Below are 22,803 nucleotides of genomic sequence, written 5' to 3'. Positions count from 1 at the left end.
ATCACCTTGTCGGTTTCCGCGTTTGCGCTGGTCAATCGAGGTGTACTTGGCGTTCGGGCGGTCGCCGGGGGCCTCGGGGGCGGCGGTCACGGGCCCGTTCGGCGGGGACGCGAGTGAGGTGTCGCACATCATTCGGGCGCGTCACGGGTGAGGTGGATGCGGTCTCCGTCGCCGTCCGTGAGCGTCAGTTTCGCGTGGTCCGCCCGGGCGGTGAGCGTACCGGTGGTGAGGGCGCGGGCGAGGGCGCGCTCGAAAGCCATCCGCTCCGGCCCGCAGGCCATCCTGGTCGTGCGCAGGCTGCCGAAGGTGATGTGGTCGCCGCGCACCGTGGCCCGGGCGCTGAACTGGTTGCAGCCCAGATTGCCGGCCGCCTTGCCGTCCTCGTCGATGCGAAGGCGGGTGGCGGCGGCGGGCGCGTGCCGGGTCGTACCGCCGACGGTGATGCTGTCGACCCGCCAGTCGATGCCGGTCACGGGCTGTGGGCCTGGCTGTGGGACGCTCACCGCACCACTGTCCGCCCTCCCCGTGCCACAGGCCACCGTGAGCGGGACGAGTGCGGCGGCCACCGCGAGGGTCATGCGCTGCTTATACCGGTTCATGGCGATTCGACGGACCGCCGGCCCGACTGGTTCCGCTACGACATCAGCGGCAGCAGCCCGCCGATGTCCGCCCGCTCCCCGCTGGCGCTCACCTTGGCCTCCTCAAGGGCGTCCTTCCAGCTCACGCGCCCTGTGGCGAGCCGGATCCAGGTCAGCGGGTCGGTCTCGACGACGTTGGGCGGGGTGCCTCGGGTGTGCCGGGGCCCCTCGACGCACTGCACGACGGCGTACGGCGGCACGCGCACCTCGGTGGAGCCGCCGGGCGCCTTCACGGCGAGGGCGTCGGCGAGCAGCCGGGTGGCGGCGGCCAGGGCCTGGCGGTCGTACGGCACGCCCAGGCCGGGCACGGCGGCGTTGAGGTCGTCGGTGTGGACGACGAGTTCGACGGCGCGGGTGACCAGGTAGTCGTCCAGGGGCAGCGCGCCCGCGTTGGTCTCCAGCAGCCGTCCGCCCGGGTACTCGGCGAGAAGGGCACGCAGGGAGGCGTCGGTGCCCGCGAGATAGGCGTCGAGGTCGGGGTGGTCCGCCGAGAGGCCGCGGGTGAACTCGGCGATGGCCGAGGCGCTGGCCGCGGTGGCGAAGGGCCACTCGACGACCGTCACGTCCTGCTGCGGCGGGGCCGGCCGGTCGAGGGCGCGGTGGACGGCGGTGACGGCCATGCCGATGTGCGCGACCAGGTCGCGTACGGTCCACTCGCCGAGCCTCGTGGGCAGGGCGAGTTGCTCGACGCCGAGACCGCGGACGGCCTCGCGGACATGGCCGAGCTGGGCGAGGACCGCGGCACGGGTCCGTGCGGGGTCGTAGCTGCGGGCGCGCTTCCTGACCGGGGGCATGGCGGTGAGCCTATGCCTTCACGGCGTAGCCCTTCAGGCCGTTTTCCACCAAGTCGAAGGCCTGGCGGGCACGTTCGGCGGCGTCGGCCGCGATGGTCTCCGGGCTCTCGCCGGCGGCGAGACGGCGGTGGTGTTCCTCGATCAGGACGTTGCGGGCGGTGCTGAGGGTGGTGGCGGCGACCGTGGCGAGCAGCGGGTCGCCGGTCTCCTCCGCCAGCACGTCGGTCATCGCCCGGATGCCCCGCTGAGCGCCGAGCACGGCCCGCTCCCGCAGCACGGGCGTCTCCTCGACGACCCGGCGCACCTGCAGGACGAACGGCTCGCTGTGCAGGCCGACGGAGGGGTCCCGGGCCTCGACCATCTCCAGGAACTGCCGGCGTACGGCGTCCACCGCGGACTCTTCGGGGCGCCGGTCGCGCACGGCGCGGGCCGCGTCGCCGAAGTGCTCCTCCATGGGGCGGAAGACCAGGTCCTCCTTGGTGCCGAAGTAGTTGAAGACCGTCATCTTCGACACCTCGGACGCGTCGGCGATCTCCTGCACCGACACCTTGTCGAAGCCTCGCTCGACGAAGAGGTCGAGCGCGGTCCGGTAGATCCGCCACATCGTGTCGCGCTTCTTGCGCTGGCGCAGTCCTAGCTCCTCGGCCATGCGGTCACCTTACCAAGATGAATTTTGTGCTCGACCTAAGTCTTAGCTCAGACAAAAGATTGACTCGGTACACGAACTGGGGGCATGGTGGTGTTCATGACCGAAACCCAGCGCAAGATCGGCTTCTTCGTCTGTCTCGCCACGATCGTCCTGGCCGTCCTGGACATGCAGATCGTGTCCGCGGCGACGGTCCCGATCGTCAAGGACCTCGACCCCGAGCACGGCATCGACAAGATCCCCTGGCTGGTCAGCGCCTTCGCGCTGGCGTCGGCCGCGATGCTCCCGCTCTACGGCAGGCTCTGCGACACCCTGGGTGCGAAGCCCGTCTTCCTCGGCGCCCTCGGCACCTTCCTGGCCGGCTCGGCGCTGTGCGGCGCGGCCCAGTCGATCGGCTGGCTGATCGCCTCCCGGGCCGTGCAGGGCATCGGGGCGGGCGGGCTGATGAGCGTGACGATGGTGGTGATCGCCCAGCTCAAGGAGCCCGGCGACACCAGGAACAAGGGCGCCGGCACCGGCGGGATCGTCGCGGGCGCCGGCATGGCGGCCGGCCCCTGGCTCGGCGGCTTCCTCGCCGACCACGCGAGCTGGCGCTGGGCCTTCTACGTCAATCTGCCGCTCGGCATCGCCGCGCTCGCCACCGCCGTGGTCGTCCTGAAGCTCCCCCGGAACACGACCAGCCGCGCGATCGACTTCCCCGGCGCCGCCCTCGCCGCGGCCTTCTCCACCACACTGCTGCTGGTCACCGAGTGGGGCGGCAAGCAGTACGCCTGGACCTCCCCGCAGATCCTCGGCCTGACCCTGGCCTGCGCGGCCGCGTTCGCCCTGTTCCTGCGCCGCCAGTTCACCACCGCCGAACCGATCCTGCCGCCCGCCCTCTTCCGCGTCCCCGAACTGCGCCTCGGCTTCGCGATCCAGGCGCTGATGGGCGTCGCCATGACCGGCGCCATGTACTACGTGCTGATCTACCTCCAGCTCGTGCGGGGCATCGCCAGCTCCTCCGCCGGCCTGTTCCTCATCCCGATGGCGGCCGGCATGACGGTGGTGGGCTTCGCGACCGGCCGGCTGAGCGACCGCGGCTGGTCCGAGCGGACCTTCGTGATCAGCGGCTCCGCCCTCAGCAGCGCCGCCTTCCTGCTGCTGGCCACCACCGGCACCCACAGCCCCCTCTGGCACGTGTGCGCGGCGCTGCTGGTCATCGGCCTCGGCTTCGGCCAGTTCCTCGGCCAGCTGATCCAGCTGGTGCAGCGCAGGGCCCCGCGCCACCAGCTCGGCGTCGCCACCACCGCCGTCCGCTTCTTCCAGACCCTCGGCGGAGCCCTCGGCGCGACCGTCTTCGGCACCCTCCTCAACCGCCTGTACGACGGCCCCGGCGACATCGGCGCCCTCGCCGCCCTGCGCGGCCCGGCCCGCACCGAGGGCATGACGGCGTACGTCTCCGCGCTGGACTCGGTGTTCCTGTGCGGCGCCGGGGTGATGGCGCTGTCCTTGCTGCTCGCGCTGCGGCTGCCGAAGGTCAGGCCGGCAGTGGAAGCGGAGCCCGTGCGGGAGACGGTGACGGTGTGAGGTGACCGTTGGGGCCGCAAGGTCGCGCGGTTTCGGCATGAGACACGTGACACGTCACATCGCACACCCTCCACCGAGGCAGCGAAGTAGCTGGTCAGAAGAGGTGCCCGGAAGCTCCGGGCACCTCTTCCTCGTTCACATCACGGGGTGTCAGTCTGCGATGAAGGTGCGCGCGTCACGTACGAACGCCGGCCACGAAATCAGCCCAGGCCTCCGGCGCGAGGGTGAGGGCGGGGCCGTGGGGGTGCTTGGAGTCTCGTACGGCGACGAGGGTGTGGGTGGGGATGAGGTTGGCTATCTCGACGCAGCTGCCGCCCGCCTCGCTGCTGTAGGAGGACTTGAACCACGCTGCCTCTGGGACGTTCATGACTGTTCCATCTCTCGTGCGAGTCGTTCAAGGAACCTGGGTGTTTCCCGAGGCCCCGGGGCTCCAGCCCGCATGGCGTCGAACCTCCGGGTGTAACGCCAGATGTCGGTGTCCTTGTCCGTCAGGCTGACCGTGTCCTGGATATCGACACTCACCACCCGAGGCAGGGGCGGCTCGAACTCCATGAGGATGAAGTTCTCCCTGGCCCGGTACACCGGCTCGGCCATCGGCAGGACCTGTACCGTCACATGGTCCAGGGCGGCAAGCTCGGCCAGGTGAGCGTATTGCTCACACATCACCGCCGGGGTGCCGAACACCCGCCTGAGAACGGCCTCTTCGAGAATCACATGGACCTCGACCGGGCGCTCGCTTCGGGTGATCGCCTCCTTCCGGCGCATCCTGATCTCGACGTTCCGTTCCACGAACTCCGTGGTGCGCTCATCGATCGGCTTGGCGACCCCGAACTGTGCGCGGGTGTACGCCTCGGTCTGGAACAACCCGAACATCACGTCCGGTTGATAGACCCGCAGGATCTTGGCGTCGCCCTCCAGCCCGACGTGCATACCGAAACCGGACGGCATCATGCTCCGGTAAGGCGACCACCACCCCCGCTGCAACGAGTTCTTGTGAACGTCCAGCAGGAACGCCACGTCCTCCGGGTCATTGACCCCGTACCGGTCGAGCAGTTCCTTCAGGTCCTGGACCTTGGGCAGGCCGCTCAGTCCGTTCTCGACGCGGTAGAGCTTCGATTCGGTGAACGCCAGCCCCGTCACGGCCTGCGCCAGTGTCAGTCCATGACCGTCCTCGTCGTCCCGAGGAGCGTTCTGGCGCAGGCGCCTCAGCTCCTGGCCCAGCTGCATACGCCGGATCGTCGGTCCCGTCTTCGTAGCCACCGTGCCCGCCCCTTCTGCGGTCATGCCCGCCAACCGTATGCCCATGCCCGTCACTTGACGCCCCGTGCCCGGCAAGTGACGACCCATGCTCAGAGCGTGACAGCCAGAGCCTGCCTTCCGCAGGGTTATGCCAACTTCCAGGCATTTGCCAGTTCTCGCGAAATTTCTACGTTCGATTGCCGCATCCTTGGCACCGCCGGGACAGTGATCCCATGACCAGCCAAAACGCCCGCCGCGCCCCCTTCCGCGTAGGCGACCAAGTCCGCGGCACCACCTACGTCCCGCCCGACCACCACCGCCACGAACGCCCAGAACGCTTCGAGGGCGTCGTGGTCCAAGTCGGCTCCGGATACGCCGGGGTGGACGCGAAGACGGCCTTCCTCTGGGTGCGGCTCGCGGATCACACCGAGCGCCAAGCCCTGGTCTCGGACACCGAGTTGGTGCCGAAGGAGGTCGCACAGTGAAGCCGCTCCTCCACTCTGTCGTCGGCCTGCTCGCCCTGCCCGCCGTCTTCTTGCTGCTCCGGCCGGAGACCGAGCCCGTCCCCACCCCGAATCCGCCACCACCCCCACCGCCCTTCAGATGGGTCGGGTTAGGCGGCCCATGGCCGTACGTCGTCAGAGGCCGTCGCCTGGAAGGGGGTGCAACATGACGGCAACGGACGGAGACCACAGCACCATCGTGTCCTGGCTGGCCCGGCGCTGTATGCAGACCAGGCCCGACCTGGACCTGTACCAGGCCCGGGGACTCCGGGTCGATGCGTACCGAGAGGGCAGAGCGAAACCGGATGCGGTGCTCGCGCCCGAGGCCCATTTCGCGGGACACGGTGATTGGGCCGACCCGGACGGCGACCGGGACTCCTGCACGGTCACGGTGCACAGCGGCCCGGACTGGCAGATCGGCGGCTGCCGCGACATCCACACCGCGAAGTTCGGCGAGAAGGTGCTCATCCCCGGCCCGATGAACATCGAACTCGACACGGAGATCCTCAAGAACTACGTCCGATGAGCCGAGAAGCCCCCGCCCGGAACGTGCACCCGGGCGGGGGCTTCGTCGTCGTACGGCCGGCTACGCCAGCAGCGCCGGGATCGTCCCCTCGTGCGCCTCACGCAGTTCGGCGAGGGTGAGCGCGAACTCGCCCTGGATCTCCACGGCGTCACCGTCCACGACACCGATGCGGGTGGCCGGCAGGCCGCGCGCACCGCACATGTCGTTGAAGCGGACCTCCTCCGAGCGCGGCACGGCGACGACGGCGCGGCCGGCCGACTCGGAGAAGAGGAAGGTGAAGGCGTCCAGGCCGTCCGGGACGACCAGGCGCGCGCCCTTGCCGCCGAGCAGCGCGGACTCGACCACAGCCTGGATCAGACCGCCGTCGGACAGGTCATGCGCGGAGTCGATCATGCCGTCGCGGGAGGCGGAGATCAGGATCTCGGCCAGCAGCCGCTCACGCTCCAGGTCCACGGCCGGCGGCAGACCGCCGAGGTGGTCGTGGACCACCTGGGACCAGGCCGAGCCGCCGAACTCCTCGCGGGTGTCGCCGAGGAGGTAGACCAGCTGGCCCTCCTCCTGGAAGGCGACCGGCGTACGGCGGGCGACATCGTCGATGACGCCGAGGACCGCGACGACCGGGGTGGGGTGGATGGCCACCTCGCCCGTCTGGTTGTACAGAGACACGTTGCCGCCGGTCACCGGCGTGCCCAGCTGCAGGCAGGCGTCGGCGAGACCGCGCACCGCCTCCGCGAACTGCCACATCACCGCCGGGTCCTCGGGCGAGCCGAAGTTCAGGCAGTCCGACACGGCGAGCGGCTTGGCGCCCGTGGTCGCCACGTTCCGGTACGCCTCCGCCAGCGCCAGCTGGGCGCCGGCGTACGGGTCGAGCTTGGCGTAACGGCCGTTGCCGTCCGTGGCGATCGCGACGCCGAGGCCGGTCTCCTCGTCCACGCGGATCATGCCGGAGTCCTCCGGCTGGGCGAGGACGGTGTTGCCCTGCACGAAGTGGTCGTACTGCTGGGTGATCCACTTCTTGGAGGCCTGGTTGGGCGACGCGACCAGCTTCAGGACCTGGCTCTTCAGCTCCTCGCTCGTCCGAGGGCGGGGGAGCTTGTTCGCGTCGTCGGCCTGCAGGGCGTCCTGCCACTCGGGGCGGGCGTACGGGCGCTCGTACGTGGGGCCCTCGTGGGCGACCGTGCGCGGGTCGACGTCGACGATCTTCTCGCCGTGCCAGAAGATCTCCAGCCGGTCGCCGTCGGTCACCTCACCGATGACCGTGGCGATGACGTCCCACTTCTCGCAGATCTCCAGGAAGCGGGCGACCTTCTCCGGCTCGACCACCGCGCACATGCGTTCCTGCGACTCGCTCATGAGGATCTCCTCGGGCGAGAGGGTCGAGTCGCGCAGCGGTACGTCGTCCAGGGTCACGTGCATGCCGCCGGAGCCGTTGGAGGCCAGCTCGGACGTGGCGCAGGACAGGCCCGCCGCGCCGAGGTCCTGGATGCCGACGACCAGCTTCTCCTTGAAGGCCTCCAGGGTGCACTCGATGAGGAGCTTCTCCTGGAAGGGGTCGCCGACCTGGACGGCGGGGCGCTTGGACGGCTTGGCGTCGTCGAAGGTCTCGGAGGCCAGGATCGAGGCGCCGCCGATGCCGTCGCCGCCGGTCCGGGCGCCGTACAGGATGACCTTGTTGCCCGCGCCGGAGGCCTTGGCGAGGTGGATGTCCTCGTGCCGCATCACACCGATGGCACCGGCGTTGACCAGCGGATTTCCCTGGTAGCAGGCGTCGAAGACGACCTCGCCGCCGATGTTCGGCAGCCCCAGGCAGTTGCCGTAGCCGCCGATGCCCGCGACCACGCCCGGCAGGACGCGCTTGGTGTCCGGGTGGTCGGCGGCGCCGAAGCGCAGCGGGTCGACCACGGCGACCGGCCGCGCGCCCATCGCGATGATGTCGCGGACGATGCCGCCCACGCCCGTGGCCGCGCCCTGGTAGGGCTCGACGTACGACGGGTGGTTGTGCGACTCGACCTTGAAGGTGACCGCGTAGCCCTGGCCGACGTCGACCACGCCCGCGTTCTCGCCGATGCCGACGAGCAGCGCGTCGGACCGGGGGGCCTTCTCGCCGAACTGGCGGAGGTGGACCTTGGAGGACTTGTACGAGCAGTGCTCGGACCACATGACCGAGTACATGGCGAGTTCGGCGCCGGTCGGGCGGCGGCCGAGGATCTCCACCACCCGCTCGTACTCGTCCTTCTTCAGACCGAGTTCGGCCCAGGGCAGCTCGACGTCGGGGGTCGCGGCCGCGTGCTCGACCGTGTCCAGAGGCGTCCGGCTCATGCGTTGACCAGCTTCTTGAGGATCGAGGTGAAGAAGGGGAGGCCGTCGGTGCGACCGGTGCCGATGAGCGGCTCCACGGCGTGCTCCGGGTGCGGCATCAGGCCCACGACGTTGCCGGCCTCGTTGGTGATGCCGGCGATGTCACGGAGCGAGCCGTTCGGGTTGAAGTCGACATACCGGAAGACGACCCGCCCCTCGGCCTCCAGCTTGTCGAGGGTGTACTCGTCGGCGACGTACCGGCCGTCCATGTTCTTCAGCGGGATGTGGATCTCCTGGCCGGCGCGGTAGTCACCGGTCCAGGCCGTCTCCGCGTTCTCCACGCGCAGCTTCTGGTCGCGGCAGATGAAGTGGAGGTGGTCGTTGCCGAGCATCCCGCCCGGGAGGAGGTGGGCCTCGGTGAGGACCTGGAAGCCGTTGCAGATGCCGAGGACCGGCAGGCCGGCCTTCGCCTGCTCGATCACGGACTCCATCACCGGCGAGAAGCGGGAGATGGCGCCGGCGCGCAGATAGTCGCCGTACGAGAAACCGCCGGGAAGCACCACGGCGTCGACCTGCTTGAGGTCCTTGCCCTTGTGCCACAGGGCGACCGGTTCGGCACCCGCGAGGCGGATCGCACGCTGGGTGTCCCGGTCGTCGAGGCTCCCCGGGAAAGTGACGACGCCAATACGAGCGGTCACTTGGCCGCCTCCGCGACTTCCGCCGCCTCTTCCACCTTGACGGTGAAGTCCTCGATCACGGTGTTGGCGAGGAAGGATTCCGCAAGATCGTGGATGCGGGCGAGCGCGGCCTCGTCGACAGGCCCGTCAACTTCCAGTTCGAATCGCTTTCCCTGACGTACGTCCGAGATCCCTGCGAAACCCAGGCGCGGCAGCGCACGCTGGACCGCCTGGCCCTGGGGGTCGAGGATCTCCGGCTTGAGCATGACGTCGACTACGACGCGTGCCACTGGCACTCCCGATGTGTGGTGCTGAGCAGGTTCCTTCAGACTACCCGTACAAAATTTCTACGCGAGTAGAGTTGTAGGAAACTACGTGAGACGCATCACGATACGGTGTCGAAGCCGTACTTCCACGAAAAGTTCTGGGAAAGTTCCACGGTCCGCGCCGCCCGCCTATTGTGTCCGGACACGCGGGCGGATTTAGTCGGGCTTCACTTTGCAATGCCGGGCACTGTACAAATGAATTGGCAATAGCCGATACTCGGCACGTCATCGCCGTTGAGCTGTATCGACGTGCCGCACGAAGGGACCGATATTCGTGGCGCAAAAGGTCGTGGTCACTCTCTTTGACGACATCGACGGCTCGGAAGCGGCGGAAACGATCGCCTTCGGACTGGACGGCAAGTCGTACGAGATCGACCTGAACGAATCCAACGCCAAGAAACTGCGCAAGGCGCTCGCGCCCTACGTCGAGGCCGGCCGCAAGCGGTCGCGGTCCGGCAAGGCGTACAAGCAGACGGAGGTCGCCCCCGACCCGGCGGCCGTCCGCGCCTGGGCCCAGGCCAACAAGATGGACGTCCCGGCCCGCGGACGCATCCCCAAGAAGGTCTACGAGGCCTTCGGCGCCGCGCAGTGAAGCCCGCGAAGGGGCAGCCCTCAGGGTTCGTCAGCGGACCCTGAGGGCTGTGCACTTGGCCGGCGGCGGGTGACTGCGGCGCCGCAGGGCAGCCGACTTGCGCTACCCCCCTGCTGATCAGCTAATGTCTGGGACACGCCGAGGGGCGAGGCCGAAAGGCCGGAACCCCGAGGACCATGCGGGTGTAGTTCAGTAGCAGAACATCCCCCTTCCAGGGGGAAGGCGCAGTGTGCGATTCCTGTCACCCGCTCTGGCACCGGTCGTCCCGACCACTCCTGTGGATCAGGTAGGCTGGTGCTCGCACCGATCGGTGGGAGCCGGTCGGCAGCAGTGCGGACGTAGCTCAGTTGGTAGAGCGCAACCTTGCCAAGGTTGAGGTCGCGAGTTCGAGCCTCGTCGTCCGCTCCACGAAAGAGACCCCGGCCCAATGGGCCGGGGTTTTTTCGTGTGCCCCAGCGGGTCTCTGACATTTGTCATGCCGAGCGATGACACCGCGCACTGCCGACCCGGTCCGGCCGCCGCGACGCTGGATCCATGCACTACGACGAACACGAAGACGTGATTGAGGTCACCGACCTCAGGCGTGTCTACGGGGGCGGGTTCGAGGCCGTACGCGGAATCAGCTTCTCCGTGGCCCGCGGCGAGATCTTCGCCCTGCTCGGCACGAACGGGGCAGGCAAGACATCGACGGTCGAACTGCTGGAGGGCCTCGCCGCACCCGCCGAGGGCCGGATCCGGGTCCTCGGCCACGATCCCTACCGCGAGCGGGCCGCCGTACGGCCCCGCACCGGCGTGATGCTCCAGGAGGGCGGCTTCCCGGCCGAGCTGACCGTCGCCGAGACCGCCCGGATGTGGGCGGGGTGCACCAGCGGGGCACGGCCCGAGGCGGAAGTACTGGGGCTGGTGGGACTCGCGGACAAGCACGAGGTGCGGGTCAAGCAGCTGTCCGGCGGCGAGCGGCGCCGGCTCGATCTGGCGCTCGCCCTGCTCGGCGGCCCCGAGGTGCTCTTCCTCGACGAGCCGACGACCGGGCTGGACGCGGAAGGCCGCCGGGACACCTGGGAGTTGGTCCGCGCCCTGCGCGACGCGGGCACGACCGTGCTGCTCACCACGCACTATCTGGAGGAGGCCGAGGGCCTCGCCGACCGGCTCGCCATCCTGCACAAGGGCCGGATCGCCGTCTCCGGAACCCCGGCCGAGGTCACCGCGGGGCAGCCGTCCCGGATGTCCTTCGAACTGCCCGACGGCTACTTCCTCGGCGACCTTCCGCCGCTGGCCGACCTCGGGGTCTGTGACCACGAGAGCGACGGCAGGGTCGTACGGCTGCGGACGACGCAGCTGCAGCGGACGGCGACCGGCGTACTGACCTGGGCCGAGCGGACCGGAGTCGAACTCCGCGGCCTGGACATGCGCTCCGCCTCCCTGGAGGAGGCGTTCCTGGGAATCGCCCGCGAACGGGCGGAGGCATGGGCACAGGGGGTGGCGGCATGAGCGGGACCTTGACGGGAACGGCGGGGACACGGGCAAAGGCAGGGCGCGGGGCCGGCTGGGCGCCCGCCGTGCGGCGGCTGCGCGCGCTCGGGCAGGCGGAACTGACCCTCCTCGGCCGTAACCGGGGTGTCGTGTTCACCGCGCTGACCGTGCCGCTCTCGCTGCCGTTCGCCGTGCGGCCGGCCATCGACCAGCTGGATCTGAAGAAGCAGGGGCTGACCATCGGCACCACCCTGCTGACGGCCGCGATCGGCTTCTCCTTCCTCTTCGCCGTCTACACCTCACTGGTCAACACCTACGTCGCCCGCCGCGAGGAACTCGTCCTCAAGCGGCTGCGTACCGGCGAACTCTCCGACACGGAGATCCTCACCGGCACCGCCCTGCCCGCGGTCGCCATCGGACTCGCCCAGGCGCTGCTGCTGTGCGTCGGGTGCGCCGCGCTGCTGCACACCGGGGCGCCCCGGGCGCCGTATCTGCTCCTGCCGGGCCTGCTGGCCGGGCTCGTGGTCAGCGCCGCGCTCGCCGCGCTCACCGCGTCCTTCACCAGGACCGTGGAGAGCGGGCAGGTCACCGCGCTGCCGCTGATGTTCGTGTCGATGATCGGCTCCGGGATCATGTTCCCGACCGAGACCATGCCCCACACGCTCGGCTCGGTCTGCGAACTGCTCCCGCTGTCCCCGGCGATCCGGCTCGTCCGCGCCGGCTGGACCGGCCAGATGAGCGCGTACGACGCACTGGGCGCCCTGGCGACCGCGCTGGCCTGGATGGTCCTGGCCGTGTTTGCTGTACGACAGTGGTTCCGGTGGGAGCCGCGGCGCTGAGCACGGGAAACAACGGGGGACGGGCACGCATGCTGAGCCGGATACGGGGATGGCAGCAGCGGTACTGGGGGCGGCGCGGCAAGGCCGAGCGGGTCGAGCTGTTCAGCGTCCTCACCTGGCACTGCACGGTCTGGTTCATCATGGCCTGCTGGGTGCTGCTGCCACTGACCGGCGGTCTCGCCTACCGGCCGGTGGCGATCGTCCTCGGCCCCCTCCTCGCCCTTGTGGCGGTCCTGCAGTGCGCGTTCACGAACCGGCTCCTTCGGCCCGTGCTCGATCACTACCTCGGGCGCGCACCGCTGCCGGCCGGCGCGTACCGCACCCAGACCGTCCTGCTGGGGCTGGCGCTGGCACTGATCGTGGCGCTCGCCGGGCTGGACGCGGCGAGCGGGATGGCGGTCCGGTTCACGATCGGTGGCGTCGTGCTGCCGTTCGCGCTGCTGTACGGGCTCACCGTCCCGGTCGGGGTGTTCCTGCGCCGGGCGGCGGTGTTCACCGTCCTGCTCACGACGGCCGTCGGGCTCGCCGACCGCGACGGCTTCGGCCTGGTGGCGACCGTCGCGATGGTCGCCTTCCAGATGGTCTTCGCGCTGCTCGCGGGCCGCTGCGGCGCCTGGACGCTCGCCGTGCTCTGGGAGGCGGAGCGGGCCCGCGAGGCGGAGGCCCGGCTCGCCGTCGCCGAGGAGCGGCTGCGGTTCGGGCGGGATCTGCACGACGTGCTGGGCCGGAACCTGTCCGTGATCTCCCTCAAGAGCGAGCTGGCGGTGCAACTGGCCCGTCGCGGACGACCGGAGGCCGTGGAGCAGATGATCGAGGTGCAGCGCATCGCGCAGGAGTCCCAGCGCGAGGTGCGGGCCGTCGTACGCGGCTACCGGGAGGCCGACCTCGGGGCCGAACTCGCCGGTGCGCAGGGCGTGTTGACGGCCGCCGGGATCGACTGCGAGGTCAGCGCGGAGACGGCGGGGCTGCCCGCCGACGTGCAGTCCGCGCTCGGCTGGGTGGTGCGCGAGGCCACCACCAACGTGCTGCGGCACGGGGACGCCGGACGCTGCACGCTGTGCCTGAAGGTGCTTCAGGGGCGCGTGGTGCTGACGGTGGAGAACGACGGCGTGCCCGGAACCCTCGACGGGGGTGGGGGTTCCGGGCTCGCCGGGCTGCGCGAACGGCTGGCCGCCGTGGCCGGGACGCTGGAGGCCGGGGCCGTCGCAGGGGAGCGGTTCCGGTTGGTGGCCGAGGTGCCACTGGAGCAGAAAGTGAGTGGAGTCACATCATGAGCACTCCGGTACGGCTGTTGCTCGCCGACGACGAGCATCTGATCCGGGGCGCGCTGGCCGCGCTGCTCTCGCTGGAGGACGATCTCCTCGTCGTCGCCGAGGCGGCCAGCGGGCCGGAGGCACTGGCGATGGCGCGCGCCCATGAACCCGATGTGGCCGTGCTGGATCTCCAGATGCCGGGCGCCGACGGTGTGAAGGTCGCCACATCCCTGCGTGCCGAACTGCCCGGCTGCCAGGTACTGATCGTCACCGGCCACGGGCGGCCCGGCCACCTGAAACGGGCGCTCGCGGCCGGTGCGCGCGGGTTCGTGCCGAAGACGGTCAGCGCCCAGCGGCTCGCCGAGATCATCCGGACCGTGCACGCCGGAAACCGTTACGTGGACCCCGAGTTGGCCGCCGACGCGATCTCCGCCGGCGACTCCCCGCTGACCGCGCGGGAGGCCGAGGTGCTGGAGCTGGCGGCCGGCGGGGCACCGGTCACGGAGATCGCCGAGCGGGCCGCGCTGTCGCCGGGGACCGTGCGGAACTACCTCTCCTCGGCCGTCACAAAACTCGGCGCCGAGAATCGGCATGCGGCAGTGCGTCTCGCACGCGAGCGAGGTTGGGTATAGTTGCTCTCGCGCAACGGCGCAATGCGGACGTAGCTCAGTTGGTAGAGCGCAACCTTGCCAAGGTTGAGGTCGCGAGTTCGAGCCTCGTCGTCCGCTCCATACAGAAGGCCCCCGGTTCTCCGGGGGCCTTCTTGCGTCAGGCCCAGCTCAGGCCGGTGAGGCGCTCGTACGCCTCCACGTACTTCTGCCGGGTCGCCGCCACGACCCGCTGCGGCAGCGGCGGCGGGGGCTGCTCGCTCCTGCGGTCCCACCCGGACTCGGCGGAGGTCAGCCAGTCCCGCACGAACTGCTTGTCGTACGACGGCTGGGCGCGGCCCGGCTGCCACTGATCGGCCGGCCAGAAGCGGGAGGAGTCCGGGGTGAGGACCTCGTCGGCGAGGACGAGCGTGTCGCCGTCGAAGCCGAACTCGAACTTGGTGTCCGCGAGGATGATCCCCCGGTCGCGGGCGATGTCCCGGGCCCGTCCGTACACGGCGAGGGTGGCCTGGCGCAGCTGGGCGGCGGTGTCGGCGCCGACCTGGCGGGCGACCTCCTCGTAGGAGACGTTCTCGTCGTGCTCGCCGACCTCGGCCTTGGTGGCCGGGGTGAAGATCGGAGCGGGCAGCTCGGAGCCGTCGACGAGGCCCTCGGGCAGGGCGAGGCCGCAGACCGTACGGGACTCGTCGTACTCCAGCAGGCCGGAGCCGGTGAGATAGCCGCGGGCCACGCACTCGACCGGGACCATCTTCAGCGACTTGCAGATCAGCGTGCGGCCCGCCCAGTCGGCCGGGGCGCCCTCGGGCAGCTCGGTGCTGATCACATGGTTCGGGGCCAGGTCGCGCAGCTGGTCGAACCACCACAGGGAGAGCTGGGTGAGGACGCGGCCCTTGTCGGGGATCTCCGTGGGCAGCACCCAGTCGTAGGCGGACATGCGGTCGCTGGCGACCATCACGAGGTCGCCCGCCTCGTTCTGGTACAGCTCGCGCACCTTTCCGGTGTGCAGGTGCACCAGGCCCGGAACCTGAATCGGCTCGGGCTTTTCTACGAATCCGGACACGGTTCCTCCCCGTGGTTCTGTCCAAGTGCCTCGATTCTCCCGTATGCGGTGGTCCACTGCGTTCGGGGGGTCGGCGGCCGGGTCGGTCGCCTGGATCAGTCGCGTTTGCAGATCCGGTCCAGGAGGTTCGCCGTGGCGCGCTGGATCCGGGTGTCCACATGGCCGGGGCGGTCCAGGGCCGGGGACCAGGCGAAGGTGCCGGAGGCGAAGACCCAGGCGCCGGAGGGGGCGCGGTACAGCGAGGTCTCCTGGTGGCGCAGGACGCCGTCGTTGTCGGTGTAGGGGGAGTGGGCGAGCAGGACGCGCTCCTCGTGCACGGGCAGCGCGGTGCGCGGGAAGTACCGGTCGGCCTCGCCGGCGACCAGGCCCTCGATCTCCTCGCCCTCGTGCGCGCCGGTCGCCTCCCACAGCCAGTGGCCGGCGTTGCGGACGATCAGCGGGTGCGGCTCGGGCACCCGGCCCGCGTACTGGATGCCGACCAGCTGCTGCTCGGGCCGGTCGATCTCGCGCCACAGCACCGGCTTTCCCGGACCCTTGCGCTTGCGGCAGGTCAGCAGCCGGTTGGGGACGCCGGACGGGGACGGGCCCAGATCCACCTGCCAGTACATGGTGTTGGCGGAGAGGAACACCAGCGAGGCACCGCCGTCGCGGGCGTCCTCGACGGCCCGGCGCATCGGCACCGACCAGTACTCGTCATGGCCGGGGAAGACCAGGCCCCGGTACCGGGTGGGGTCGACACGGCCGGCGTGCAGATCGCGGGCGTCGGCGTAGGCGAGGTCGTAGCCGTAGCGCTCGGCCCAGCGGATGAAATCGTAGGCGTGGCCGACGTGCAGGGGCAGGCCCGCGCCCGCGTAGGGGCGGTCGAAGGAGACCGTGGTGGCCGCGTCGGCCTCGCCGAGCAGCCGGCCCTTCGCGTCCCAGGCGTGGTAGAGGCTGGCGCCGGTGCGGCCGTCCTCCGGATACAGGTTGTACGCCTGCCAGGTGATGTCCGGCAGCAGCAGGAGCAGGTCGGCGGGGTGGTCGTCGCGGACCGTGAACGGCACATGGGAGCGGTAGCCGTCGGCGGTGGTGAGGACGGCCACATAGGCACCGATGCGCCAGTGCGGGGGCACCTGCAGACGCCAGGACAGCCACCAGTGGTGGCAGGAGACCGTGCGGTCGGCGGCGAGCGGCGGGGGCTGCACGATGCCGGACAGCCGCGGGCTGGTGGTGATCTTGGCGGCGCCGTCGCCCCCGTAGTGGCCGATGCGGTAGATGTCGACGCTGAACTCCTGCGGCGGGTCGACCGTGATGTGGAAGTCGATCGCCTCGCCGGGCGACACCGCACCGGTGGAGGTGAAGCCCTTGATCTGGCGGTGCACGTCGTCGGCCGCCCGGGGTCCGGAACCGGCCGAACGCTGCGCGGGCACCCGGCGCCCCTCGTCGGCGAGCTGCTGCGGGCCCGGGTCGACGTACCAGGGCACGACATGACCGGTGTCGTCGAAGTAGGTCTCACTGCCGCGCAGCCAGGGCACCGGGCCCTGGCCGAAGGGATCGGTGACGGCGTGCGCGAGCGCTCCGGACTCCCAGCGGCGAATGTGGTCCGAGGCCATGATCGCTCCCCTCCCTCAGCCCCCGTGTCGTCCTGTCTCGGTAGTGCTCGCTGTGCTCGGTGATGCTCGATGGTGCTCGCTGTGCCCGGCCGTGCTGTCGTATGTCGCACGCTTTTGCCAGGTGCGTGGTCGCTCCCAGCACATCACATAACGCACGGGCTCGGTCACTAGTCGTTGCGAATTGACCTGAAGTGGAAGTCAGTGCTCCCGTTAAACGAGCCGAACCGGTTTCTCGGGTCGTATCCCGGACGCGGCCAGCCAGTCGCGCAGCGGCCCCGGGTCGCCCTCCTCGATCAGGCTGAGCACCCTGGGTGCGAGGTCGGCGGCGCGCTCACCGCCGAGCAGCAGGGAGGGACCGTCCAGCCAGTCCAGGGCGGGGACCGCGCCGGCCGTGTCGACGGCCGCGCAGCACACCATCGCCGTGACGTGCTCGGTGAGCAGCTCGCGTGCGGTGCGCGGGGGCTGCAGCGGGAAGAGCGGCAGCCCGCCGTCGTCCCACAGGGCGCTCTCGGAACTCCGGCCGGCGGCGGTCGCGCCGGTTCTCGGCCCGCCGGCCTCCTCGCGGGCCAGCTCGGCGCTGAGGCCTGCGGCGAGGGCGGCGCTGCGTTCCGTGCCGGGGTCGTCGGGCAGCGGCTCCGCCTCGGCTTCGCCGTCGGCCGGGATGCAGCTCCCACCAACACCACCTGTACCACCCGCATCACCTGCACCACCCGTACCGCTTTCGTCGTCGGGTGCGGGTGGCCCCTGTGGGGGGTTCTCGCCATCGGCGGCTTGCGGGTTGTGCTCCGGGGCTTTCGGTGCGTGTGCTTCTCTGCCGGGCTCGGTCAGGTGGTCCAGGACCCGGGCCAGGGTGGGGCCGCCCGGGTCGGGGGCCGCGGGGTCGAGGGAGGGGCTGACGCCGAGCGAGTCCAGGACGCGGTGCAGCCGGGCGGCGCCGGCCCGCCAGGTGCGGTCCACGACCTCCTCCGGATACGCCTGCCAGTCCACCGGGGCCCAGTCCGGACCGGACTCCGCGGGGCCGCCGTGGAAGAGGCGCGCGGCGAGCAGGGAGGCGGCCTCGTCCATCACGCCGGGCTCCTCCAGCAGGTCACAGGCGGGCCGCTCGCCCAGCCGGGAGGTGAAGCCCTCGGCCAGCCGGTCACGCCGGGACAGCTCGGTGAGCGCCGCCACCACGCCCGCGTCCAGCCGGGCGGGCCAGCGGCCCATGCGCCAGGCGGGCAGCGCGACCCTGGTCAGCAGCCGGTCCCAGCCGGCGTAGGCGAGGCCGACCTGCTCCTGGGCGACGATCCGCAGGCCGTAGTCCACGGCCTGGGCCCGCTCGGCCGCCGCGGCGGCGACCCCGCGCTCCATCTGCGTCGCGTGCTCCCGGCAGCCGCGCAGCAGCAGCCGGGACACCCAGCCGAGGGCCGCACACCCGCCGCGGGTCAACAGGCAGCGGCCCGGGGTCGACGCGACCGCGACCGCCGCGTCCAGACCGCGCACGAAGCGCCGGGCGGCGGCTATGTCCGGGTGCGCCGAAGGGCCCGTACCGGCGATGACCGGGGCGAGGACCGCGCGCAGCTCACCGACCCGCATCCACCACAGGAACGGGGAGCCGATGACAAGCACCGGCGCGGCAGGGACCCGGCGGCGGCCCGGTCCCGCTATCTCGTCGGGCGCGGGGCGCGGGGGCGGGCCGTGGGCCGCCTGCGCGCGGTCCTCCAGCCAGCTGTCGCAGTCCGGGGTGAGCGCTATGGCCGAGGGCGCGGGCACGTCCAGCCGGTCGGCGAGGTCACGCACCATCCGATACAGGTCCGGGGCGGACTCCTCGGGGATCGGCACCGTCGGGACGACGGCGGGACGGGCCCGGGCCACGACCAGGGCGATACCGGCGGCGGCCAGCAGCACCAGCACGGCGAGCACGCCCACGACCCAGCGGGCCGCGTCCCAGCCCGCCCCCACGAGGTGGCCGGTGGAACCGCCGGTGAGCAGGATCACCGCGGCGGCAGCGGGCAGCAGGGCCACGGCCAGCGCCCGGCCGCGGACCCGCAGTACCGCGAGGGCCCGGGAGCGCGCGGCCTGCGCGCCCGCCTCCGCACCGATTCCGGTCACGTCCCGCCCTCACCCCCTCGCCGCCGAAGCCGTGCTGTCCTGGTGGTGCTCACTCCCCCACTGTGGCACCCGCCACTGACATCGCAATGCCGGTGGGCCAAGTGCCGGAACGCTTGCGCGGCACCCTAGTTGGGGCCCCGGCCCCCGTCAGCCATATGGACGATCGGTCACTCGATGGAATGGCTTTGGTCAGAGGTGGGTGACAGACAGCAAAGATCAGGCCCCGGGTCGGGAACCCGGGGCCTGCGGCAGGAGGGGGCAGGTCAGGCGCCCGCCGCCTGCGCCGCGGCCTTCGCGGCGATGTCGGTGCGGTGCTGGGAGCCGTCCAGGCGGATCCGGCCCACCGCCCGGTACGCCCGCTCCCGCGCCTCGGTCAGGTCCTTGCCGCTGGCGGTGACGGACAGCACCCGCCCGCCCGCGCTGACGACCGCGTCGCCGTCCCGCTTGGTCCCGGCGTGCAGGACGTACGCGTGCGGGGCGTCCGCGGCGGCCACCTCGTCCAGACCGGTGATGGGGTCGCCGGTGCGGGGGGTGCCGGGGTAGTTGTGCGATGCGACGACGACCGTGACGGCCGCGTCCTCGCTCCAGCGCAGGGGCGGCAGATCGGCGAGGGTGCCGTTCGCGGCGGCCAGCAGGACACCCGCCAGCGGGGTCTGCAGCCGGGCCAGCACGACCTGGGTCTCCGGGTCGCCGAAGCGGGCGTTGAACTCGATCACCCGGACCCCGCGGCTCGTGATCGCCAGACCGGCGTAGAGCAGGCCGGAGAAGGGGGTGCCGCGGCGGCGCAGTTCGTCCACGGTCGGCTGCAGGACCGTCTCCAGCACCTCGTCGACCAGCTTCGGCTCGGCCCACGGCAGCGGCGAGTACGCGCCCATGCCACCGGTGTTCGGGCCCTCGTCGCCGTCCAGGGCGCGCTTGAAGTCCTGGGCGGGCTGGAGCGGTACGACCGTCTCCCCGTCGGTGATCGCGAAGAGCGACACTTCGGGGCCGTCGAGGAACTCCTCGATGACCACCCGGTCGCAGCCGGCCGCGTGTTCCTCGGCCTGGCCGAAATCCTCGGTGACGACGACACCCTTGCCGGCGGCGAGGCCGTCGTCCTTGACGACATAGGGCGCGCCGAAGGCGTCGAGGGCCTCGGCGACCTCCTCGGCCGTCGTGCACACGTAGGAGCGGGCGGTCGGCACGCCGGCCGCCGCCATGACGTCCTTGGCGAAGGCCTTGGAACCTTCCAGTTGCGCGGCCTCCCGCGACGGGCCGAACACCGGGATGCCCGCCGCGCGGACGGCGTCGGCCACACCGGCGACCAGCGGGGCCTCCGGGCCGACGACGACCAGGTCGGCACCGAGGCCGGTGGCCAGCTCGGCGACCGCGCGGCCGTCGAGCGCGTCGACCGGGTGCAGCTCGGCGACCTCGGCGATGCCGGCGTTGCCGGGGGCGCAGTGCAGCGCGGTGACGTCGGGGTCGAGGGACAGGGAGCGGCACAGGGCGTGTTCGCGGGCGCCGCTGCCGATGACGAGGACCTTCACGGGGGTCAGCCTAATGGCAAGGTCGCCGAAAGCCGGGGGCCGGGTTTATTGGGCGTTCCTCCAAGGTGTGGTGCGAACCAGGCGGGTGGAGGCGACTCGGTCGGCTACTCGTTCCCGGCTCGGTCGGCTGCCCGCGCGCCGCCTCGGCTCGGTCGGCTACTCGTTGGAGAACTCCTCCACCACCGTCGCGCCCAGCTCCCGCACGATCAGTTCGTGGCCGGAGAGGGCCGATTCGTCCAGGTCCGGGTCGTCGTCCTCGGGGATGTCGTCCTCGGGGGCGACAGGCGGCGGCTCAGGGGCGGCCGCGGGCCGCTGCGCGGCAGGGGCGGGCGTCGACGGAGCGGCCGCGGGGCCGGACTGCGGGGACGCGGATGCCTGCGGGGCGGTCGGCTGGGGAGCGGCGGGGCGGGGGGCCGCCGGGGCGCCGTAGCCACCGCCGCCTCCGCCTCCTCCTCCGCCTCCGGCAGGAGCGCCGCCGTAACCGCCTCCGCCGCCGAAGCCCGAGCCTCCGGCCGACGGGGATGCGGAGCCGCCGCCGGACGGGTCGACGACCGCCTCGATCTTCCACTGCACGTTGAACTGCTCGGCCAGCGCCGCCCGCAGCACGTCCTCGCTGCCGCTGCCGGCGAAGTTGTCACGGGCACCGGCGTTGACGAAGCCGAGCTGGAGGGTGGTGCCGTCGAAGCCGACGACCTGGGCGTTCTGGCTGAGCAGAATCCAGGTGAATCGGCGGCGGTTCTTGACGGCCTCCAGGATGTTCGGCCAGAGCATGCGCGGGTCGAGGCCACCGGCCGGGGCGGCCGCGAGCGGCGCGGGGACCGCCGGCGCGGGGCCCGCCTGGGGCTGGGGCTGGGGCTGGGCGGGAGACTGGCCCTGCGGTGCGCCCGCCGGAGCGGTGGCCGTGGGCCAGCCACCGGGACGCCGGCCGCTTCCCGCGGCAGCGGCGGTGGGCCAGGCGCCGGGACCGGCCGGGGCGGCGGAGGACGACGGGGGCGGCGACACCGGGGCCTGGGCGGCGGGGGCCGCTGGGGTGACCGGGGCGGCGGGAGCGGCCGGAGCAGCTGCTGCCGGGGTCGGTTCGGGTGCGGGCGTCGGCGGGACCGCGGGGGCGGGGGTGGCCGGAGCCGGACCACCGGCACCACCGGCACCCGTGGCACCAGTGGCACCAGTGCCAGGGCCACCGACAGCCGGACCACCGACAGCCGGGCCAGCAGTCGCTGCCGGGCCGTTGGTCGCCCGTACGGCGGCGCGGGCCGCTGCCGGGCCGCCGCCGGGCTGTACGGAGGACAGGGGAGCGCCGCCGCCATGGGCCTCGGGTCCGGGGACGTACCCCATCGCCGGGGCACCGCCGCCGCCCGAGAAGTTGACGCCGCGTTCGAGACGGTCCAGGCGGGCCATCACCGACCGCTCGTCTCCATAGGCGGCGGGGAGCATCACGCGCGCGCAGATCAGTTCCAGCTGGAGGCGCGGCGCGGTGGCGCCGCGCATCTCCGTCAGGCCCTCGTTGACGAGGTCGGCGGCGCGGCTCAGCTCGGCGGCGCCGAAGGTGGAGGCCTGGGCCTGCATACGCTCCAGGACGTCGCCCGGGGCGTCGATGAGGCCCTTTTCCACGGCGTCCGGCACGGCGGCGAGGATCACCAGGTCCCGCAGCCGCTCCAGCAGGTCGGCGACGAAGCGGCGCGGGTCGTTGCCGCCCTCGATGACGTGGTCCACGACCTCGAAGGCGGCGGCCCCGTCACCGGTGGCGAAGGACTCGACCACGGAGTCGAGAAGAGAGCCGTCGGTATACCCGAGGAGGGAGGTGGCCATGGCATACGTCACACCCTCCGCCCCGGCACCGGCGAGGAGCTGGTCCATGACGGACATGGAGTCACGCACGGAGCCGGCGCCGGCGCGCACGACGAGCGGGAGCACACCGTCCTCGACCGGGATGTCCTCCTTCTGGCACACCTCGGCGAGGTAGTCCCGCAGGGTGCCGGGTGGCACGAGCCGGAAGGGGTAGTGATGGGTCCGCGACCGGATCGTCCCGATGACCTTCTCGGGCTCGGTCGTGGCGAAGATGAACTTCAGGTGCTCCGGCGGCTCCTCGACGACCTTCAGCAGCGCGTTGAAGCCGGCCGACGTGACCATGTGGGCCTCGTCGATGATGTAGATCTTGTACCGGCTGCCGGCGGGGCCGAAGAACGCCTTCTCACGCAGCTCACGGGCGTCGTCCACGCCTCCGTGCGAGGCCGCGTCGATCTCGATGACGTCGATGGACCCGGGACCGTTCCTGGCCAGGTCGCGGCATGACTGGCACTCCCCGCAGGGCGTGGGCGTGGGACCTTGCTCACAGTTCAGACAGCGGGCGAGGATCCGCGCGCTGGTCGTCTTGCCGCAACCGCGCGGACCGCTGAACAGGTACGCGTGATTGACCCGGTTGTTCCGCAGCGCCTGCTGCAGCGGGTCGGTGACATGCTCCTGCCCGATGACCTCGGCAAAGGTCTCCGGGCGATAGCGGCGGTACAGCGCGAGAGACGACACGCATACGAGGTTATAGGCGACCGCTGACAACCG

21 protein-coding genes and 3 tRNA genes are annotated in these 22,803 nt (G+C 71.4%); 11 read left to right on the top strand and 13 right to left on the bottom strand.

Annotated features, from left to right (window positions below; genetic code table 11):
• Window positions 1–128: 128 nt before the first annotated feature.
• Genes AB0L75_RS31975 through AB0L75_RS31965 form a run of 3 tightly spaced genes read right to left on the bottom strand, consistent with a single transcriptional unit; the run spans window position 129 to window position 2,081 of the window.
• Window positions 129–578 (bottom strand): META domain-containing protein, encoded by a 450-nt coding sequence (locus tag AB0L75_RS31975; RefSeq protein ID WP_365187991.1) that lies wholly within the window; start codon window positions 576–578, stop codon window positions 129–131.
• A gap of 56 nt (window positions 579–634) precedes the next feature.
• Entirely contained in the window at window positions 635–1,432 is a 798-nt protein-coding gene (locus tag AB0L75_RS31970) for a sterol carrier family protein (RefSeq protein ID WP_365187990.1), read from the bottom strand.
• Between the two features lie 10 nt (window positions 1,433–1,442).
• Complete coding sequence (locus AB0L75_RS31965; protein WP_365187987.1) at window positions 1,443–2,081, bottom strand: helix-turn-helix domain-containing protein; 639 nt, start codon at window positions 2,079–2,081, stop codon at window positions 1,443–1,445.
• 96 nt (window positions 2,082–2,177) lie between these two features.
• Here AB0L75_RS31965 and AB0L75_RS31960 point away from each other — a divergent pair, with 96 nt between their 5' ends.
• Window positions 2,178–3,644 carry an MFS transporter gene (locus AB0L75_RS31960; RefSeq protein ID WP_365187984.1) on the top strand — a complete coding sequence of 489 codons (1,467 nt, stop codon included), beginning with the start codon at window positions 2,178–2,180 and terminating at the stop codon, window positions 3,642–3,644.
• Between the two features lie 175 nt (window positions 3,645–3,819).
• Here AB0L75_RS31960 and AB0L75_RS31955 read toward each other — a convergent pair whose 3' ends face one another.
• On the bottom strand, window positions 3,820–4,011 hold the full coding sequence (locus AB0L75_RS31955) for a DUF397 domain-containing protein (RefSeq protein ID WP_365187981.1): 192 nt from the start codon (window positions 4,009–4,011) through the stop codon (window positions 3,820–3,822).
• Window positions 4,008–4,871, bottom strand: coding sequence for a helix-turn-helix transcriptional regulator (locus AB0L75_RS31950; RefSeq protein ID WP_365187978.1), 864 nt, complete (start codon window positions 4,869–4,871; stop codon window positions 4,008–4,010). The genes AB0L75_RS31955 and AB0L75_RS31950 overlap by 4 nt, the downstream gene beginning before the upstream one ends.
• 245 nt (window positions 4,872–5,116) lie before the next feature.
• Between AB0L75_RS31950 and AB0L75_RS31945 the strand changes: the two genes are divergently transcribed.
• Both AB0L75_RS31945 and AB0L75_RS31940 read left to right on the top strand, forming a co-directional pair.
• On the top strand, window positions 5,117–5,368 hold the full coding sequence (locus AB0L75_RS31945; RefSeq protein WP_365187976.1) for a hypothetical protein: 252 nt from the start codon (window positions 5,117–5,119) through the stop codon (window positions 5,366–5,368).
• Between the two features lie 184 nt (window positions 5,369–5,552).
• Window positions 5,553–5,912 carry a hypothetical protein gene (locus tag AB0L75_RS31940; RefSeq protein ID WP_365187974.1) on the top strand — a complete coding sequence of 120 codons (360 nt, stop codon included), beginning with the start codon at window positions 5,553–5,555 and terminating at the stop codon, window positions 5,910–5,912.
• A gap of 60 nt (window positions 5,913–5,972) precedes the next feature.
• On the opposite strand, the gene purL is transcribed toward AB0L75_RS31940, so the two are convergent.
• Genes purL through purS form a run of 3 tightly spaced genes read right to left on the bottom strand, consistent with a single transcriptional unit; the run spans window position 5,973 to window position 9,177 of the window.
• Window positions 5,973–8,231, bottom strand: coding sequence for a phosphoribosylformylglycinamidine synthase subunit PurL (purL, locus tag AB0L75_RS31935; protein ID WP_365187972.1), 2,259 nt, complete (start codon window positions 8,229–8,231; stop codon window positions 5,973–5,975).
• Window positions 8,228–8,908, bottom strand: a complete 681-nt coding sequence (purQ, locus tag AB0L75_RS31930) for a phosphoribosylformylglycinamidine synthase subunit PurQ (protein ID WP_365187969.1) — start codon at window positions 8,906–8,908, stop codon at window positions 8,228–8,230. The genes purL and purQ overlap by 4 nt, the downstream gene beginning before the upstream one ends.
• Window positions 8,905–9,177: a phosphoribosylformylglycinamidine synthase subunit PurS gene (gene purS / locus AB0L75_RS31925; protein ID WP_208900012.1), complete on the bottom strand. Its 273-nt coding sequence runs from the start codon at window positions 9,175–9,177 to the stop codon at window positions 8,905–8,907. The genes purQ and purS overlap by 4 nt, the downstream gene beginning before the upstream one ends.
• 310 nt (window positions 9,178–9,487) lie before the next feature.
• Here purS and AB0L75_RS31920 point away from each other — a divergent pair, with 310 nt between their 5' ends.
• The 8 genes from AB0L75_RS31920 to AB0L75_RS31885 all read left to right on the top strand — a co-directional run bounded on the left by AB0L75_RS31920 (window position 9,488) and on the right by AB0L75_RS31885 (window position 14,101).
• The gene (locus AB0L75_RS31920; RefSeq protein ID WP_365187966.1) at window positions 9,488–9,805 is read left to right on the top strand and encodes an Lsr2 family protein; all 318 of its coding nucleotides are present in this window, start codon (window positions 9,488–9,490) and stop codon (window positions 9,803–9,805) included.
• A 178-nt stretch (window positions 9,806–9,983) separates the two neighbouring features.
• A tRNA-Gly gene (locus AB0L75_RS31915) sits at window positions 9,984–10,055 on the top strand.
• A gap of 82 nt (window positions 10,056–10,137) precedes the next feature.
• Window positions 10,138–10,213 (top strand) — tRNA-Gly (locus tag AB0L75_RS31910).
• 126 nt (window positions 10,214–10,339) lie between these two features.
• Window positions 10,340–11,296: an ABC transporter ATP-binding protein gene (locus tag AB0L75_RS31905; RefSeq protein ID WP_365187963.1), complete on the top strand. Its 957-nt coding sequence runs from the start codon at window positions 10,340–10,342 to the stop codon at window positions 11,294–11,296.
• The gene (locus tag AB0L75_RS31900) at window positions 11,293–12,117 is read left to right on the top strand and encodes an ABC transporter permease (protein ID WP_365187960.1); all 825 of its coding nucleotides are present in this window, start codon (window positions 11,293–11,295) and stop codon (window positions 12,115–12,117) included. Before AB0L75_RS31905 ends, AB0L75_RS31900 begins: the two co-directional genes overlap by 4 nt.
• 29 nt (window positions 12,118–12,146) lie before the next feature.
• Window positions 12,147–13,391, top strand: coding sequence for a histidine kinase (locus AB0L75_RS31895; RefSeq protein ID WP_365187958.1), 1,245 nt, complete (start codon window positions 12,147–12,149; stop codon window positions 13,389–13,391).
• Complete coding sequence (locus AB0L75_RS31890) at window positions 13,388–14,002, top strand: response regulator transcription factor (protein WP_365187955.1); 615 nt, start codon at window positions 13,388–13,390, stop codon at window positions 14,000–14,002. Before AB0L75_RS31895 ends, AB0L75_RS31890 begins: the two co-directional genes overlap by 4 nt.
• Window positions 14,003–14,025: 23 nt before the next feature.
• Window positions 14,026–14,101 (top strand) — tRNA-Gly (locus AB0L75_RS31885).
• 37 nt (window positions 14,102–14,138) lie between these two features.
• On the opposite strand, the gene AB0L75_RS31880 is transcribed toward AB0L75_RS31885, so the two are convergent.
• The 5 genes from AB0L75_RS31880 to AB0L75_RS31860 all read right to left on the bottom strand — a co-directional run bounded on the left by AB0L75_RS31880 (window position 14,139) and on the right by AB0L75_RS31860 (window position 22,770).
• Window positions 14,139–15,038, bottom strand: a complete 900-nt coding sequence (locus AB0L75_RS31880; protein WP_365187953.1) for a phosphoribosylaminoimidazolesuccinocarboxamide synthase — start codon at window positions 15,036–15,038, stop codon at window positions 14,139–14,141.
• A gap of 95 nt (window positions 15,039–15,133) precedes the next feature.
• Window positions 15,134–16,630 carry a N,N-dimethylformamidase beta subunit family domain-containing protein gene (locus tag AB0L75_RS31875; protein ID WP_365187950.1) on the bottom strand — a complete coding sequence of 499 codons (1,497 nt, stop codon included), beginning with the start codon at window positions 16,628–16,630 and terminating at the stop codon, window positions 15,134–15,136.
• Window positions 16,631–16,840: 210 nt separating this feature from the next.
• Window positions 16,841–18,721, bottom strand: a complete 1,881-nt coding sequence (locus AB0L75_RS31870; RefSeq protein ID WP_365187947.1) for a hypothetical protein — start codon at window positions 18,719–18,721, stop codon at window positions 16,841–16,843.
• 263 nt (window positions 18,722–18,984) lie between these two features.
• Entirely contained in the window at window positions 18,985–20,247 is a 1,263-nt protein-coding gene (gene purD / locus AB0L75_RS31865; RefSeq protein WP_365187945.1) for a phosphoribosylamine--glycine ligase, read from the bottom strand.
• Window positions 20,248–20,403: 156 nt separating this feature from the next.
• Window positions 20,404–22,770 (bottom strand): DNA polymerase III subunit gamma and tau, encoded by a 2,367-nt coding sequence (locus AB0L75_RS31860; RefSeq protein ID WP_365187942.1) that lies wholly within the window; start codon window positions 22,768–22,770, stop codon window positions 20,404–20,406.
• Between the last annotated feature and the right edge of the window lie 33 nt (window positions 22,771–22,803).

The organism is Streptomyces sp. NPDC052101 (assembly GCF_040680235.1).
In the GTDB taxonomy this organism is placed as follows: domain Bacteria; phylum Actinomycetota; class Actinomycetes; order Streptomycetales; family Streptomycetaceae; genus Streptomyces.
The sequence above is the reverse complement of the archived record's forward strand: the minus strand, read 5'-3'. Positions and strand labels throughout refer to the sequence as shown.

Bases quoted from the DNA above. Each gene is read 5' to 3' on its own strand.
- purL (WP_365187972.1), bottom strand. From the start codon at position 8,231: ATGAGCCGGACGCCTCTGGACACGGTCGAGCACGCGGCCGCGACCCCC.
- AB0L75_RS31960 (WP_365187984.1), top strand. From the start codon at position 2,178: ATGACCGAAACCCAGCGCAAGATCGGCTTCTTCGTCTGTCTCGCCACG.
- AB0L75_RS31940 (WP_365187974.1), top strand. From the start codon at position 5,553: ATGACGGCAACGGACGGAGACCACAGCACCATCGTGTCCTGGCTGGCC.
- AB0L75_RS31945 (WP_365187976.1), top strand. From the start codon at position 5,117: ATGACCAGCCAAAACGCCCGCCGCGCCCCCTTCCGCGTAGGCGACCAA.
- AB0L75_RS31900 (WP_365187960.1), top strand. From the start codon at position 11,293: ATGAGCGGGACCTTGACGGGAACGGCGGGGACACGGGCAAAGGCAGGG.
- AB0L75_RS31890 (WP_365187955.1), top strand. From the start codon at position 13,388: ATGAGCACTCCGGTACGGCTGTTGCTCGCCGACGACGAGCATCTGATC.
- AB0L75_RS31965 (WP_365187987.1), bottom strand. From the start codon at position 2,081: ATGGCCGAGGAGCTAGGACTGCGCCAGCGCAAGAAGCGCGACACGATG.
- AB0L75_RS31950 (WP_365187978.1), bottom strand. From the start codon at position 4,871: ATGCAGCTGGGCCAGGAGCTGAGGCGCCTGCGCCAGAACGCTCCTCGG.
- AB0L75_RS31970 (WP_365187990.1), bottom strand. From the start codon at position 1,432: ATGCCCCCGGTCAGGAAGCGCGCCCGCAGCTACGACCCCGCACGGACC.
- AB0L75_RS31895 (WP_365187958.1), top strand. From the start codon at position 12,147: ATGCTGAGCCGGATACGGGGATGGCAGCAGCGGTACTGGGGGCGGCGC.
- AB0L75_RS31975 (WP_365187991.1), bottom strand. From the start codon at position 578: ATGACCCTCGCGGTGGCCGCCGCACTCGTCCCGCTCACGGTGGCCTGT.
- AB0L75_RS31955 (WP_365187981.1), bottom strand. From the start codon at position 4,011: ATGAACGTCCCAGAGGCAGCGTGGTTCAAGTCCTCCTACAGCAGCGAG.
- AB0L75_RS31875 (WP_365187950.1), bottom strand. From the start codon at position 16,630: ATGGCCTCGGACCACATTCGCCGCTGGGAGTCCGGAGCGCTCGCGCAC.
- AB0L75_RS31905 (WP_365187963.1), top strand. From the start codon at position 10,340: ATGCACTACGACGAACACGAAGACGTGATTGAGGTCACCGACCTCAGG.